Here is a 15,540-nt window from a genome sequence, read left to right on the forward strand (position 1 = left end):
TCTGAGTGTGCAGGCCTGATTCTAGTTCGATATTGCCTTCATCAAATTTTTTGCAGGCCCTCAGCTCCCGCTGGCGGGGCGCGGTTGCAGCATCGGGTCGTAGGGGTTGAGCTGGCGCAGCGACTCGAGCAGGGCATTGGCTGTGTCCACCTGCCGGGCCTGTTGCAGATAATGCATCAAGGCCAGCCGAACATCACGGTTAAACGGTTGTTGTTGCAGGCTGCTCCACAGTTGTTGCATTGCCGGCTCGCGCTGCCCCTGATCGTGCAGGGCCACCGCCAGCACATACCCGTAGCCGGCGTTCTGCGGGGCCAGCTGCACGGCCTTGCGCAGCGCCACCAGCGCTTGGTCGCGACGGCCCTGGCGAATCAGGGCCAGGCCGTGGGCCTGCTGCAACAGCGCCGAGTCGGGGTGCTGGCGCAGGCTGTCTTCCAGCAGCGTGCGTGCTTCGTCCTGGCGGCCATGGCTGTCCAGCCACTGCACCAGGGCCACACGGGCCGGCAGGAAGTCGGCGTCGCGCAGCACCGCGCTGCGCAGGTACGGCTCGACCGCATCGGTGCGTCCGCTGGCCTGGTACAGCAGGGCCAGGTTGAGGTTGGCTTCGGCGCGTTCGAGCAGGCTCAGCTGCACGCTTTCGTATTCGCCCAGCGCCTGCTCGAACGCCGCCTGCGCCGCGCCCAGCCCGGCTGCCCGTGCCGGCAGCAGGGCGTAGGCGGCCGCGATGCGCACGGCCAGCACCGGGTCACGCAGCAAGGGGGCCAGCGGCATGCTTCGCTGTTGCGGGGGCAGCAGCGCGGCCAGGGCTTCCACCGCCGCGGCGCGTACCTGCGGTGCGCTGTCGCCCAGGGCGCTGCGCGCCGCCTGCAGGGTACGTTCGCTCGGGTAGTTGGGCAGTTCGGCGAGCAGGGTGGCGCGGCGGATCGCCGGCAGTTCGCTGTTGGCCAGTTGCGTCAGCAGCGCCTGGGCGGCACCGGGTTTGCCGCTGCGCAGCAGGTCCAGGCTGGCAGCGTAGGCCGGTGTGTCGGAGGGCCGGTCGGCGTACCACAGCGCGAACTGCTCGCTGACGCGCTGCCCGGCACTGCCCTTGTGACACCCCAGGCAGGCATCCGGCGTGCCCAGCGCCAGTGCCTGGGCCGGTGCCGGAATGCTGAAGCCGTGGTCGTGGCGATAGTCATTGACCATGTAGAACTTGCCGGGCATGTGGCAGCTGACGCACTGCGCCGCGGGGCTGCCGGGGGCATGGTGATGGTGCTCGGTGGCGGTATAGTCGCGGGCCTTGAGCCCGGCGCCGTCGACCCCGGCCACGCCGGTCTTGCCCGCAGGGTTGTGGCACTGCAGGCACACCCCGTCGCCCGGTGCCTTGAGCTGGGTGCTGTGGGGCTCGTGGCAATTGCTGCAGCGCACGCCCTTGGCGAACATCTTGCTCTGGGTGAAGGCGCCGTACTCGAACACCTCGTCCTTGATCTTGCCGTCCAGCTCATACAGCTCGCGGGTCAGGCGGCTGGGCAGGTAGTCGTCCATCAGGCGGCGCTCGTTGTGAAAGCCATCGCCCAGCGGCGCGCGGCGCGCATGGCAGCGGGCACAGGTCTCGACTTCGGCCAGGTTGCCACCCTCCACCAGGCTCTGCTGGAAGCCGGCATGGGCAACCTGCCTGGCCGGCTTTTGCGCCGCCCACGCCAGGTGCCCGGAGGCCGGGCCGTGGCACGCCTGGCACCCCACGCCCAGGCTGTTCCAGTGGCTGTCGAAGGTGGCGCTGGCAGCGTTGAAATTGCGCTTGAAGCCGGTGGTATGGCACTCCACGCACATGAAGTTGGCATTCTGCTGCGGCTTGCTCCAGTGCAGCGGGTTCTTGAAGTCCACGCCCTGGCCGGGGTACAGGTGAAACCACTGCTGCTGGCGCGTATCCCAGGCCACCCCGAGCGCCTGCAGGTGCCCGTCGCCGGTATCGATCAGGTACTGCTGCAAAGGCTCGATGCCGAAGGCATAGGCCACCTCGAAATCCTGGGGCCGGCCGTCGGCGCCTGGGGTGTTGACCCAGAAGCGGTCGCCCTGGCGAAAGAAGCGCGTGGTCTCGCGGTCGCTCTTGAACTGCACGTCGGCGAAATTGCCCAGCACGGTCTGGGCGGTGGCCGGCTGCATCGCCAACTGGTGATGGGAACCTTGCCACTGGCGAACCTGTTCGCCATGGCAACCCTGGCAGGTGGCTTCGTCGACCAGCGCCGGGGCGGGGCTGCTTGGCGCTGGCGGGGCTGGTGGCGTGCTCTGCGCGGCCACCGGCAGGTGTGCCGGGGCACGGTCGAGGGCGAACCAGGTGCCCAGCAGGGCCAGCAGGACCGCCCCGGCCAGCACCGGCCAGAGCAGGCTGGTGCCGCGCACGGGGGGCTGTTGGGGCGGCGTAACGGCGCGCTTTTTCGACATGCAGACGTCCATGCTGTTGGGGTAAGGGGCGCTTCAATCAGGCGGCGCGCTTCACGGCATGCCCAGGAACCAACGGTAGTACGGGTTGCTGCCATCTTCTCGCATCACGCCCTGAACCTGTCGCGCCCAGGTGTCGCGCTGGCCGCGGTAGGCGCTCAGGCCCACCTGGTAGAAGCGCTGCAGGCGCTGGCGCTGGTCGTTCAGGCGCAGGCTGGCCAGGGCATCGGCGCCTTCCAGCGGCACCGGGCTGCCCAGCGCCAGCAGGGCCGGCAACACCCGGGTGATCTCGTCGCTGCGCACCCAGGGGGCGTACTCGATGCGTGGCTGGTCGTCGGTGACGGCCGGGGCCTGTGCGGCAAAGCGCTCCAGGCCGGCGCGGTCGGTGACCCAGGTGGCCAGCAGTGCGGCCGGCGAGTCCACGCCCACCTCGGCCAGGGTGCGTTGCACGGGGGGTTGCGCCAGGCGCGCGCTGATGCGCGGCAGGTCCAGGCGCACCGGCTGCAGCGAGCCGACCAGCAGCATTTCATGGAACTCGGTGGTCCACAGCGAGGCATGCGGGAACACGTCGATGAAGCTGCGCACCAGGGCACGGCTGTCGTCGATGTTCTGGGTGGGCAGCGGCAGCCACTGGGCGACCAGGCCCTGGGGGTTGAGGCGGCTGGCGGCCAGCTGGTAGAAGTCACGCGAGTACAGGTTGACCACGCCGGCTGCCGAGGGGGGCGGTGGCTCCAGGGTGATCAGGTCGTAGGGCTGCGGGCTGGCCAGCAGTTCACGGCGCCCGTCGCGCAGGCGGATGTCCAGGCGCGCATCGTCGGCGGCGTGGTAGTTGCCCTGGAACAGCGTCGAGGCGTGCACCACCGCCGGCAGCAGTTCGGCCACCACGCGTTGCTCCAGGCCCGGGTAGCGCAGCAGGGCGCCGGCGGTGATGCCGGTGCCCAGCCCGATCACCAGCGCCGAGCGCGGCTCGCCGTTGTGGATCAACAGCGGCAGCAGGGCCTGCAGGCGCATGTAGCGCAGCGACGGCATGGCATCGCCGGTGTTGGACACGCCCTGGATGTACAGGCGACGAAAGCTGCCCTGGGGCTTGTGCTGTTCGACCACGGCGACCGTGGCGCCACGGCCTTCCTGATAGAACACCAGCTCGCCGCTGCGCGCGCCGGGCAGCAGGTTGGCCAGGCGCTGGGGTGGGGTGAGCAGGGCGGTCAGGAGGCTGGCCAGGGCAATGGCGTAGAGGGCGATGAATCTGGGTTGACTGAGCGCGCCTGTTCGCTGGCAAGCCCGCTCCCACAGGGTTCGAGCAGATCCTGAGCCTGTACCTGCAGGCGCCGGCCTTGCCGGCGAAGCGGCCAGGCCTGCCCCCACCACGACCGCGATTACCCCGACCCCTGCCGCCAGCACCGCCAGCACCCCCAGGCTGCGCACCAGCCCCAGCGCGGGCACCAGCACGAACCCGCACAGCATCACCCCGGCAATCCCGCCCAGGGTGTTGAGCGCCACCACCGCGCCCACGTCGCGCCCCGCATGGCCCGGCGCGCAGGCCAGGCGCAGCGCCACCGGAAACGCCGCCCCCAGCAGCGTGGTGGGCAGCAGCACGACGCTCACCGCGACCACCGCAAAGCGGGCACTCATGCCCGCCAGTGCGCTGCCGCCCAGGCCCAGTACCAGCGCTTCGGCCTGGGTCTGCGCACTGATCAGCCAGCGCCCCAGCCCGGCGATTTCCAGCAGCGCCAGCAGCCCCGCCGCACCGATCAGCACGGCAAAGGTGGCCCACGGGTCGCGCAGCCGCTCCACGCGCCGGGCAATCAGTGCGCTGCCCAGCATCAGCCCGGCCAGGTAGGTGGCCAGCATCACCGCAAAGGCGAAGGTGCGGGTGCTCATGAACTGCACCAGGGCCTGCGACCAGATCACCTCATAGCCCAGCGCAATGCCCCCGGCCACCGCGTACAGGGCCAGGGCCAGGCGCGCCGCCGGGCTGCGCGGGGCGCTGGCGGTTACCACGGTGTCGGCTTCGACGTCCGGTGTCAGGCGCAGCAGCCACAGTGCGCCGGCCCCGGCCAGCAGGTTGAGCACGGCGGCGGCACAGGCACTGCCGCGCACCCCCAGCAGCGGGATCAGCACAAAGGCTGCGAGCAGGGTGCCGACAATCGCCCCGGCCGTGTTGGCCGCGTACAGTTGCCCGCCGGCGCGTCCGGCCGTTGCCCCTTGCGCGGTCACGGCACGCACCAGCACCGGCAGGGTGCCGCCCATCAGCAGCGCCGGCAGGGCAACCAGGCTGAACGGCAGCGCCCAGGCCAGCAGCCCGATGCTGCCCTGCAGGCGGGCGAACAACCCGGCGCTGCTGCCCAGGGCCAGAGTGGCCGCGATGCCGACCACGGCCACGGCCAGTTCGAGCAGCGCATACAGGCGCAGCGGCCGGCGCAGCCGATCGGCGTGACGCCCCAGCCACCAGCCGCCCAGCGCCAGCCCGGCGAAGAATGCGCTGATGCCGGTGGTGATCGCATGCACTTCCACCCCCACCACCAGTGACAGCTGCTTGATCCACAGCACCTGATAGATCAGCGCCGCGCTGCCGGAGACCAGCAGCAGGGTCGCTGCCAGGTGCAGTGTGCGGGGTGGAGCGCAGGCGGCGGGGGCTTTGGCGTGTCGGGAGGAGCGGCTGGCGACCGGCATCAGGGCAAGGGGCCTTGTGGTGAGTGCTGGGAATACGCCCTCGCGGGAGGGACAACCAGTGCTTGAGCCTAGCAGCAGATTGGCGGGTTGGGCGGGTATCGCAGTCGGCAAAATGCCCCGTCAGGGACGAGGCATCCGTGTGCAGCTTGCCGCCTATTGCTTGCCTTGCTTCATCTTCTCCTCGATCTTCGCGTCCACCTGCTTGCGCACCTGGTCGACGCTGAAGCTGGCCGGGTGCTGGCTGGGTGGGTAGTCGATGAAGGTTTCCAGAAACACCGAAGCCTTCATGGTGGCGATGCCGGTCAGGTAGACGTTCTTCGCCAGCCAGTCGTTGTACTGGTCAGAGACCACGTCGGCGCGCTCATACGGGTCCATGCGCAGGTTGAAGATCTTCGGCACGCGCAGGCACACGAAGGGGTCCTGCCACACTTCGAAGCCGCCGGGGCGACGCTGTTCGCAGAACACCGCCTTCCAGTCGCCGAAGCGCATCGCCACCAGGTCGCCGTCGTCGTTGAAGTAGTAGAACTCGTCACGTGCGCCCTTGGGTTGCTGGCCGGTGAGGTAGGGCAGCTGGTTGTAGCCGTCCAGGTGCACCTTGAAGTTCTTGCCACCGGCAGTCGGTGCCCAGCCCTTGAGCAGCTTGTCCTTCACGCCGGTGTCACCGGCAGCCGCCAGCAGGGTGGGGAACCAGTCCAGGCCCGAGAACATCTCGTTGGACACCGTGCCTTCCTTGATCTTGCCCGGCCAGCGGATGATCGCCGGCACGCGGAAGGCGCCTTCCCAGTTGGAGTCCTTCTCGCTGCGAAACGGCGTGGTCGCCGCGTCCGGCCAGGAGAACTGGTTGGGCCCGTTGTCGGTGGTGTAGATCACGATGGTGTTGTCGGCGATCTTCAGGTCGTCGAGGGTCTTGAGCAGCTTGCCCACGTCGCCATCGTGCTCGAGCATGCCGTCGGCGTACTCGTTGCCGGGCATGCCGCTCTGGCCCTTCATCGAGTCGCGCACATGGGTGTACACGTGCATGCGCGTGGTGTTCATCCACACGAAGAACGGCTTGTCGGCGGCCACCTGCTTCTTGATGAACTCCTCGGCCGCGCCGGTGGTTTCATCGTCGATGGTTTCCATGCGCTTCTTGTTGAGCGAACCGGTGTCCTCGATCTTGCCGTCGGCGAAGGCGTGGATCACCCCGCGCGGGCTGAAGTTCTTCACGTAGGGGTCGTTCGGGTCCTTGGGCCAGTAGGGGCGCTCGGGCTCTTCTTCGGCGTTGAGGTGGTAGAGGTTGCCGAAGAACTCGTCGAAGCCGTGCTTGGTCGGCAGGTACTCGTCCTTGTCGCCCAGGTGGTTCTTGCCGAACTGCCCGGTGGCGTAGCCCAGCGACTTGAGTGCCTGGGCGATGGTGATGTCGCGGTCCTGCAGGCCCACCGGCGCCCCCGGTGCGCCGACCTTGGACAGGCCGGTGCGCAGTGGCGTCTGCCCGGTGATGAAGCTGGAGCGGCCGGCGGTGCAGCTGTTTTCCGCGTAGTAGTCGGTGAACAGCATGCCTTCCTTGGCAATGCGGTCGATGTTGGGGGTCTGGTAGCCGACCACCCCCATCGAGTAGGCACTGATATTGGTCTGGCCGATGTCGTCGCCGAATATCACCAGGATATTCGGCTTGTCGGCGGCACTTGCTGCCCCTGTCGCGAGCCCCATCACCGTGGCCGCGACCAGCGCGAGCTGCGGTGCCCATCTGCGTATGCGAGTCATCTGACTTGCCTCCCTTTCGCCATTCGAGCCGCCCGCAGGCGACATGTCGGTTGCATCACTGCTTTGCTCGTTACCGCGTCACTGCGATTGCGGGGTGGAGGCAGGCTCGAACGGGAATACCCGGGCCCAGTCGGCCGCCATGTCCACGATTGTCCATTGCTGGCGGCGCGCTTCGTCCAGCGCCTTGTCCAGCCGTCCGACCTGCGACTGGCGGTCGTAGGCCCATTCACGTTTCGCGTCGGTGTGGTGCACCAGCCCCATGAAGCGCGGGCCCTTGCCGGCGGCGGTCCATTGCAGCATCTGCAGGTCGCCGTCGGAGTTGCCGAAAGCCAGGATCGGCCGGCGCCCGATGATCGCGTCGATGCTTTCGGGCTTGCCCGGGCCGTCATCGTTGTGCGCGATCCTGGCGGTACGCAGCAGGGCCGGCACGCCGTCGACCAGCTGGTATTCGGTGACGAAGCTGGAGCCGATCACCTGCTCGGGCGGCACGCCGTACACCTCGTCGGCGAAGGCGCGCATGAACGCGGTGTCGCCCCCGGAGACGATGTACACCTTGAAGCCCTGGCTGCGCAGGTAGTCGAGCAGCTCGTGCATGGGCTGGTAGATCATCTCGGTGTAGGGGCGCTGGTGGGTGGGGTGACGGGCCTTGGCCAGCCAGGCCCTGGCATGGCCGATGAAGGCTTCGGTGCTGACCCCGGTATGGGTCACGCCGATGATTTTCAGCAGGCCGTCCATGCCGGCGGCGGCCAGGGCCTTCTGGTCGTTTTCCAGCACCGCCTTGAACGGCTGGGTGGTCTTCCACTCGGGGTGCTCGGAGGCCATGCGGCGGATCTCGTCGAAGGCGAACAGCACCTGGAAGTAGGCGGGCTGTTCGCTCCACAGGGTGCCGTCGTTGTCGAACACCGCGATGCGTTGCGCGGGGGCCACGAACTGCGGGTCGCCCTCGCGGGTGACGCTTTCGACGAACTGCACGAGGGCGGCCCTGGCGGCGCCCTGGTGCCATGAGGGCAGCGGCGCATCGGCCTGGGCCGACAATGGCCAGTGCAGCAGCAACACCAGCAGCAGCCACCCACGAACACTCGGACTGGATTTCATCGCGACTCCCTGTTCTGCATTGGATTGAGCGGGCGCAGGCCGTGGCGCGCGGGCGCGGCAGGCTGGCGCGGTGAATGCCGTGCATGAAGCTGTGCAAGTTCGGCCTTGAGCGCAGCGAGCAGCGTATCGGGGGCGCCGTCTGCGCCGTAGCCGCGTCGCAGCAGCGCCAGCAGGGTGGTGTCGTCGGCCGTGGCCAGGCGCACGCTGCCCTGGCTGCGCCTGAACCACAGGTATAGTGCAGTGAGCTGCGGCGGATGCCTGGCCAGATCAACGGGCACCTGTTGCCATGCATGCTCGGCAGAGGCGAGGCGACGGGCCTGGCGTCGGGCCTGCCAGTGCCGCCAGCGGGCCAGCCAGGTCGGCCCGCGGCTACGCCACACCCGCCACGCCAGGCCCAGTGCCGCGAGCACCAGGGCGGCGCCGAGCCAGTGCCGCGACAGGTGCAGGCGGCCCTGCTGGCCAAGACGCTGCAGATCGTCGGCCACCGAGAACACCGGGGTGTAGGCAGGGCCGGCGCTGGCGGTGAAGGGCACGGCGGGCAGCGTTGTGCTGCGCAGGGCTTGGTCGGTGGTGCTCCACCAGTGCACCTGCACGGCGGGCAGCTGGTAGCTGCCGGGCTGCTCGATGCGGTAGCTGGCGGTGTCGATGCGCTGGCCGCCCACGACGTGGCCACGGCCATCGTCGAGGGCCTGCACCTGGGGCGTCTTGAGGTAGAGGCTCAGGCCCGGCACAGCCTGCAGCGCCGTCACCGGCAGCATCAGGCTCGGCGCGCCCTGGGCCTGCAGGGTCACGCTGCGGGTGAGGCTGTCACCCACCTTGAGTGTTCTGCTTGCCGGGTTCACCTGCTGGTTCAGGCTCAGGGCGCTGGCCACCAGCACCGCCTGGCCCGGCTCGACCCCGGCCGGCAGTTGTACGCGCAGGTGCAGCGCCGCCGTGGTGGCGCTCAGGGCGGCCGCGGCATTGCCCGGCCGGGCCGTCACGGTCAGTGCGGGAATGTCCAGGGTGCCGGCCTGCTGCACGGTGATCGGGTACAGGTAGCGCATGCCGAACCAGGTGCTGCCGTCCAGGTTCAGGGTCAGGTGCTGGGCCTGGTCGCCGGGCGGGGTGACCAGTGCGCCGGGCACGCTCAGCGTCGGCAACTGCGGGGCGCCGGTGAACCAGGTGTCGGTGAGCACGTCCAGCTGCAACTGCACGGTTTCACCTACCACTACGCTGTCGCCCCCCAGCAGTTGCGCCTGCACCCGCAACTGCGGGTCGGCGGCAAGCGCACAGCTGCACAGCAGCCAGGCCAGGAGCAGGCCGACAAGCCTCATGGCGCCCCCCTGGCAGCCTGGTCCTGCAGGCTGAACTTGCGCTTGAGAAACTGCGCGGGCGAGGTGGTGAGGTTCTGCAGCCACAGGGCGTCCGAGGTCGCCTGCGGGGTCTGCACCTGCTTGCTCGGGCCCTTGCCGGCCGGCTTGTCGAAGGCCACCTGGTCGGCCTGCACCTCTGGGGCGTTCTGCTGCGCCGACTCGGTGTCCCTCTGCAGGGCGATGGCCAGGGCGAGGTTGGCCTGGGCCTCGGCAAACCCCGGTTGCAGGGCCAGTGCCTGGCGATAGGCGGCGATGGCCTGGTCGAACTTGAAGCGGCGGGTGTAGATATTGCCCAGGTAGAAATAGGCCGGTGCGGTGTGCAGGCGCGCGAAACTGGCCAGCGCCAGGTCGTAGTCGGCCCCTTGGTAGGCGGCAATGCCCTTCCAGTAAGGGTCCTGAAAGTGCGCCGCCGCGGCGGGCAGGTGGTGATGTTCGAAGGCCCAGCGACCCTGCTGGTCGGGGGTCATGAATGCATCCACCAGGGCATTGGCGCGCGCCCCGTCCGGGGCCAGCACCAGGCCCAGCAGCAGGCACGCGCTCCAGTTCAGGCTCCAGCCGCGGCGGATGCACAACAGGGCGATCAGCAGCAGCGGCCAGCACAGCCAGTAGCCGGCGTCTTTCCAGCGCAGCTGCTGGCTGGCCGGGTCGGCGTCGGCGAAGTGCTGCTGGGCATGGGCCTCGATCCAGTCCAGGTCGTCATCGTCGAGGGTCAGGCTGCCCAGTGGTGCATCCAGCGCCCTGGCCAGCTGTTCGAGGCCGGCCTTGTCGAAGCGGCCCAGTTGCGGCCGGCCGTTGCTGTCGGTGCGTGGCTGACCGTCGGCGCCCCTGACCAGGCCGCCATCGCTGCTGCCCACCGCCAGCACCAGCACCTGCAGCAGGCTGGCGTCCAGGGCCTTGCCCAGCGGGGCCAGTTGCGTGGTGTCGGCACCGTCGGTGAGCAGCACCAGGGTGGCGGGGCCGGGCTCGGCGGCGATCAGTTGACGGGCCAGCGCCACCACGGCCAAAACGTTCTTGCCAGGCTGTTCGATCAGGTCGCTGCCCAGCGCCTGGATGAAGCTGTCGAGCAGCGCCGGGTCGCGGGTGGGGGGCAGCACCAGGTGTGCGCTGCCGGCATAGGCGATCAGCCCGGTGGCTGCGCCCTGGCGGCGTTGCACCAGGCTGTGCAGCTTGTGCTTGGCGGCCTCCAGGCGGGTGGGCGAGAGGTCGCTGGCGTCCATCGAGCCGGACAGGTCCAGGGCCAGGATCAACGGCGCGCGGTTGTCGAGAAACTGCGGGCGGTCCTGCTCCCAGGTGGGGCCGGCAGCGGCCAGTGCGCCGAGTGCGAGCAGGGCCGCCAGCAGGTGTATGGGGCGAATGCGGTGCCGGTCGTGGCCGTCCATGCGCAGGTGCGCCAGCAGTTGCGGGGCGATGCTCACGTTCAGCGCCTGGCCGCGCTGGCGGCGCCAGGCCAGCACCAGCAGCACGGCGGGCAGCCAGAGCCACAGCCACAGCGGGCGCAGAAAATGCAGGTTGTTCAGGTCAATGTCCATGCGCGGGCGCCTCCACTGGCAGGCGCCTGCGCCACCACGCTGCCGCCAGGGCGAGCAGGTGGTACAGCGTCAGGAGCAACAGGGCCGCGCCCAGCGGCAGCCAGAACAGGTCGCGCTTGGGTTGGTGGCTGTAGGTCTTCACCGCGTGCGGGGTGAGCGTGTCGAGGGTGGCGTACACCTGTTGCAGGGCATCGCGGTCCTGGGCCCGGAAGAACTGCCCGCCGGTGACGGTGGCGATCTGCTGCAAGGTCGGCAGGTCGACCTTGGCCTCGGCTTCGGCCTGCGGGTCGCCGATACCGATGGTATGGATCACCACCCCGCGGGCCGCGGCGATCTGGGCGGCGTGGGCGGGGGTGATGGCGCTGCTGGTGTCGTTGCCGTCGGTCAGCAGGATCAGCACCTTCTGCGGCTCGTGAGCCTGCTCCAGCAGCTTGAGGCTCAGGCCGATGGCATCGCCGATGGCGGTGTTGGGCCCGGCCATGCCGACGTCGGTCTGCTGCAGCAGGATCGACAGGCTGGCGTGGTCCAGGGTCAGCGGAGCCTGGGCGTAGGCGCCGCTGCCGAACACCACCAGGCCGAGACGGTCCTGCTGGCGCCTGGCGATGAAGTCGGCGACCACCGCCTTGACCGCGCTGATGCGCGAAACCGGTTTGCCGTCGGCGTTCTTGAGGTCGACGGTCTGCATCGACTGGGAGATGTCGATGGCCAGCATCAGGTCGCGTACCGGTGCCTGGTGCTCGATGGGGGGCTCGACCAGCACCGGGCGTGCCACGGCCAGGCACAGCAGTGCCCACACCAGCCAGTGCAACAGCAGCTGCCAGCGATTGGCCAGGCCACCGGGCAGGCGCGGACGCTGCCCGGTGGCCTGGCTGATGGCCTCGAAGAACGGTACGCGCAAGGCGCTGCGGGCTTCCTGATAGGGCGGCAGGTAGCGGTAGCCGAGCAAGGGCAGCGCCAGCATCAGCAACAGCCAGGGGTAATCAAGCTGCCACATGATGATGCTCCACCCAGTCGCGGCTGTAGCCCAACAGCGCTGACGCATCGATTTCGTGCAGGCGGCTGTCGGGGGCATAGGCCAGCTGCGCCAGTTGCCAGGCGAAGTCGGCGGGCAGCGGGGTGCGTGAATGGCTCACCAGAAACGCCTGCCAGTCGGCGGCATGCAGCGGGGCCACGGCCGGAGCCTCGGGCATCGACAGGGCCACGCGCTTGAGCAGCTCGGGCACTTCGCGCAGGGCCTGCACGCGCCGGGTTTGATCTGCCATTGCCTGTTCCAGCTGGCGCAGGCGTGCCAGGGCTTGGCGGCGGTAGCGGTCGCGCTGCCAGCGGCGCAGGCGCAGCGCCGCCCACAGCACCAGCCCGGCCAGCAGCAATGCCGCCAGCAGCGCCCAGCCCCAGGTTTGTGGCCAGTAGCTGACGGCGGGCGGCAGCGCCAGCTCCTTGAGCTGGTCGACGCTGGGCACTGGCGCGCTCATGCCGGTGGCCTGCGCAGCTTGCCCAGTTCCATGCGCAGCTGTTGGGCGGCAGGCAGGGCGGTGCTGAACATCAGCAGCGGCACCTGGCTGCGGCGCAGCATCTGCGCCACGTCGTGCAGGCGGCCACTGAGAAACTCGCTCAAGGGTTTGTGCACCTGACGCCGCTCCACCGCCAGCTCCACCTGCAACTGACCCTGGGTCACCAGCAGGCGCCCCTGGCGTGGCAGGTCGAGGGCCAGCGGGTCGTAGACCTGCAACGCGATCACGTCGTTGTGGGTACGCAGCTGGCGCAACTGATGCAGGGTGCGTTCGCCGGCACCGGCGAAGTCGCTGATGAAGCAGATCAGGCAGTCGTGCGCGGCCAGCGCCAGGCAGCGCTGCAGGACTGTGTCGAGGCCGTGCGCAGCATCGCCATCGGGAACATCTGCCGACAGCGCCTGGTTGAACTGTGCGGCTCTGGCGCAGATCGCCTGGACCCGGCTGCGGCTGCGCAGCGGCGCCAGGTATTCGATGCGGGTGTCGTCGAACAGCAGGGCGCCGACCCGGTCGCCTGCCGCCAGCGCGATCCACGCGCACAGCGCGGCCAGTTGCGCGGCCAGCGCCGACTTGAAGCTGACCTGCGAGCCGAAGAACATCGACATACGCTGGTCGAGCACCACCAGCACCGGGCGGTCGCGTTCTTCGGTGAAGGTGCGTACCACCGGCGTGCCGGTGCGCAGGCTGGCCCTGCAGTCGAGATGGCGCAGGTCGTCGCCGGGCTGGTAGCGGCGCAGCTCGTCGAAGTTCAGGCCGCGCCCGCGCAGGCGCGAGGCGTGGCTGCCGGCCAGCACGCTGGCCCTGGGCTGGCGCGCCAGAAAGCTCAGGCCGCGGGCATCGAACGCCAGCGCCATCAGCTGCGCCAGCGATACGTAGACGTGCCCGTCGGGTTGCTGCGCCGGTGCTGGCATATGCGGTCCTCAGGCCGGGATGGCCACCTTGTCGAGCAGGCGGTCGAGTACCTCGCTGCTGGTCACGCCGTCAGCCACCGCGTCGTAGCTCAGTTGCAGGCGATGGCGCAGCACCGGGTGGAGCATGGCGCGCACGTTGTCGGGCGAGACGAAGTCCTGGCCCTGCAACCAGGCATCGGCGCGCGCGCAGCGGTCCAGGCCGATGCCGCCGCGTGGGCTGGCGCCCAGCTGCAGCCAGCGCGCCAGGTCGGCGTCGTAGTCGGCGGGGTGGCGGGTGGCGTTGACCAGTGCGATCAGGTAGCTGTCGATGGCCGGGGCCACGTGAATGGCCGCCACTTCCCGGCGGGCCTGGAAGATTACCTCCTGGCCGAGGCTGAAGCTGTCGCTGGCCGCCTTGGCCGCCGCCCGCTGTTCCTCCTGGCGCAGCAGTTGCAACACCTGGCCTTCATCGGCCGGCGCGGGGTAATCCAGCAGCACCTTCATCAGGAAGCGGTCCATCTGCGCCTCGGGCAGCGGGTAGGTGCCTTCCTGCTCGATGGGGTTCTGGGTGGCGATCACCATGAACAGGTCGGGCAGCCTGTGACTGGTGCCGGCTACGGTGATCTGGCGCTCTTCCATGGCTTCGAGCAGCGCCGCCTGCACCTTGGCCGGGGCGCGGTTGATCTCGTCGGCCAGGATCAGGTTGCCGAACAGCGGGCCGGGCTGGAAGCGCACCTGGTGCTGGCCCTCGACCTGTTGCAGCACCTCGGCGCCGGTGATGTCGGAGGGCAGCAGGTCGGGGGTGAACTGGATGCGGCTCATGCGTGCATCCAGGTGCCGGGCCAGGGCCTTGACCGTGCGGGTCTTGGCCAGGCCCGGCAGGCTCTCGAGCAGCACGTGCCCGTTGGCCAGCAGGCCCACCAGGATCTGGCGGATCACCTGGTCCTGGCCCAGCACCGAGGCGGCGATAGCGGCGTGCAGGGCATTGATGTCGGTGAGGGCGCTCATGGGCATTCCTTTGGGTCGGGTGGGTTCACCATGGCGCAGGCACCACGATGAACTGCACGTTGCTGCCGACGTATTGCGGCTGGTACCAGGTGGCGCCGCAGTGCTGGTAGGCCACGCCGTTGGCGACCACCGACACGCAGTCCGGCGGTACCTCGGCCACCTGGGTGCCGATGGCGATGGCCGTGGCAGTGGTGGCACCGACCACGGCAGCGGCGGCCCAGGGGTGATACCAGTCGTCCGGGTGCGGCGGTGGCGGCATCGGGCCGGGGCCGGGCGGGTGAGGGCCCGGGCCCGGTGGATGCGGTGGCGGGCCCGGTGGGTGCGGCCCAGGGCCGGGCTGCGGATGCGGAGGCGGCGCCGGGTGGGGCGGCATCGGCTGCGGATGCGGGGGCATCGGGTGCGGCATGGGCTGGTAATGCGGCGGCGGGGGGGCGAAATGGCCGCCCCCGGCGTGATAGGGCACCACGAAGGTACGCCCGCCACCGCCGCCGCGCAGTTGCCAGGCGTCGGCCATCAGCGGTGTCAGCAGGCAGGCGCTCAGGCCCAGGTGCAGGCAGGTACGCAGTGGCGTCATGGCTGGCGGCCCTCGTTCGGTTCGCGCAGCGGCACCGCCACGGCCTTGGCCGGCGGGGTGAAGTCGAAGGCTGCCGGGTTGATGGGCGTGCTCAGGTCCCAGTCGAAGGTCACGCTATGGCGCGGGCGCTCGGGGTCGTCGCGGCGGGTGATCATCAGCTTGCACGGCAACGGCTGCGCGCCTTCGCGTAGCCACAGTTGCCAGTCGATGTCGGGCTGGCGGAACACGTAGTGGGTACAGGCCTGGCCGTCGAGGGATTCGCTGCCGATCAGCGTGGCCTGGGTGATGCCGACCTCTTTCGCGGTCTGGGCGTTCCAGCGGAACAGGTCGGCCAGCGGCAAGGTGATGGCGTAGCGCTCGCTCAGTTGTCCGAGCAGTTGCTCGATGGTCGCCGGCGCCGCGCCTTTGCTGTAGTAGCCATGACGACCGTCATACAGGGTGAACTGCTTGCCGTCGTAGAAGAACTGGCGCGCCGCCGAGCCCTGGTCGACGCTGACGAACAGCTTGTCGGGCTGGCGGGCGAGCACCTGGGTGTGGTGGGTGAAGGTCACCGTGGGGCCGCTGTCGAGTTGCTGGTCGGTTTCGCTGCGGGTGCTCAGGCTGAAGGCCTGCAGGCGGTGCAGGTAACTGCCCATGTTCGACAGCGCGGCCAGGGCCCTGGGGTCGAGCGGGTCGGCAGCCTTTGCCAGGGCCGGCAACAGGGCCAGCAGGGCCAGGCAGGTGAGTCGGTGCGAACGCTTCATCAGGCCTCCC

General features: G+C 69.4%; 12 protein-coding genes. All 12 read right to left on the reverse strand.

Translation table 11 applies throughout. The features are described 5' to 3' along the window. Positions 1-60: 60 nt before the first annotated feature. The gene (locus ACPRTJ_RS19860; protein ID WP_426427218.1) at positions 61-2,418 is read right to left on the reverse strand and encodes a cytochrome c3 family protein; all 2,358 of its coding nucleotides are present in this window, start codon (positions 2,416-2,418) and stop codon (positions 61-63) included. Positions 2,419-2,469: 51 nt separating this feature from the next. Then, positions 2,470-5,088 carry a fused MFS/spermidine synthase gene (locus tag ACPRTJ_RS19865; RefSeq protein ID WP_426427220.1) on the reverse strand — a complete coding sequence of 873 codons (2,619 nt, stop codon included), beginning with the start codon at positions 5,086-5,088 and terminating at the stop codon, positions 2,470-2,472. Positions 5,089-5,241: 153 nt separating this feature from the next. After that, entirely contained in the window at positions 5,242-6,831 is a 1,590-nt protein-coding gene (locus ACPRTJ_RS19870) for an arylsulfatase (RefSeq protein ID WP_043859768.1), read from the reverse strand. Between the two features lie 78 nt (positions 6,832-6,909). Then, positions 6,910-7,926, reverse strand: coding sequence for an HAD family hydrolase (locus tag ACPRTJ_RS19875; protein ID WP_426427223.1), 1,017 nt, complete (start codon positions 7,924-7,926; stop codon positions 6,910-6,912). Beyond that, positions 7,923-9,239: a hypothetical protein gene (locus ACPRTJ_RS19880; protein WP_426427224.1), complete on the reverse strand. Its 1,317-nt coding sequence runs from the start codon at positions 9,237-9,239 to the stop codon at positions 7,923-7,925. The genes ACPRTJ_RS19875 and ACPRTJ_RS19880 overlap by 4 nt, the downstream gene beginning before the upstream one ends. Next, positions 9,236-10,807 carry a VWA domain-containing protein gene (locus ACPRTJ_RS19885; RefSeq protein WP_278929031.1) on the reverse strand — a complete coding sequence of 524 codons (1,572 nt, stop codon included), beginning with the start codon at positions 10,805-10,807 and terminating at the stop codon, positions 9,236-9,238. Before ACPRTJ_RS19885 ends, ACPRTJ_RS19880 begins: the two co-directional genes overlap by 4 nt. After that, positions 10,797-11,801, reverse strand: coding sequence for a vWA domain-containing protein (locus ACPRTJ_RS19890; protein WP_426427226.1), 1,005 nt, complete (start codon positions 11,799-11,801; stop codon positions 10,797-10,799). The genes ACPRTJ_RS19885 and ACPRTJ_RS19890 overlap by 11 nt, the downstream gene beginning before the upstream one ends. After that, entirely contained in the window at positions 11,788-12,279 is a 492-nt protein-coding gene (locus ACPRTJ_RS19895; RefSeq protein ID WP_426427227.1) for a DUF4381 domain-containing protein, read from the reverse strand. Before ACPRTJ_RS19895 ends, ACPRTJ_RS19890 begins: the two co-directional genes overlap by 14 nt. Beyond that, positions 12,276-13,226: a DUF58 domain-containing protein gene (locus ACPRTJ_RS19900; protein ID WP_043859762.1), complete on the reverse strand. Its 951-nt coding sequence runs from the start codon at positions 13,224-13,226 to the stop codon at positions 12,276-12,278. Before ACPRTJ_RS19900 ends, ACPRTJ_RS19895 begins: the two co-directional genes overlap by 4 nt. A gap of 9 nt (positions 13,227-13,235) precedes the next feature. Continuing rightward, positions 13,236-14,213, reverse strand: coding sequence for an AAA family ATPase (locus ACPRTJ_RS19905; RefSeq protein ID WP_104572646.1), 978 nt, complete (start codon positions 14,211-14,213; stop codon positions 13,236-13,238). A 25-nt stretch (positions 14,214-14,238) separates the two neighbouring features. Further along, positions 14,239-14,787, reverse strand: a complete 549-nt coding sequence (locus tag ACPRTJ_RS19910; RefSeq protein WP_426427229.1) for a hypothetical protein — start codon at positions 14,785-14,787, stop codon at positions 14,239-14,241. Further along, on the reverse strand, positions 14,784-15,530 hold the full coding sequence (locus ACPRTJ_RS19915) for a DUF2092 domain-containing protein (RefSeq protein WP_258659390.1): 747 nt from the start codon (positions 15,528-15,530) through the stop codon (positions 14,784-14,786). The genes ACPRTJ_RS19910 and ACPRTJ_RS19915 overlap by 4 nt, the downstream gene beginning before the upstream one ends. Positions 15,531-15,540 lie beyond the last annotated feature (10 nt).

This window comes from Pseudomonas palmensis (assembly GCF_049942755.1).
Lineage (GTDB): Bacteria > Pseudomonadota > Gammaproteobacteria > Pseudomonadales > Pseudomonadaceae > Aquipseudomonas > Aquipseudomonas palmensis.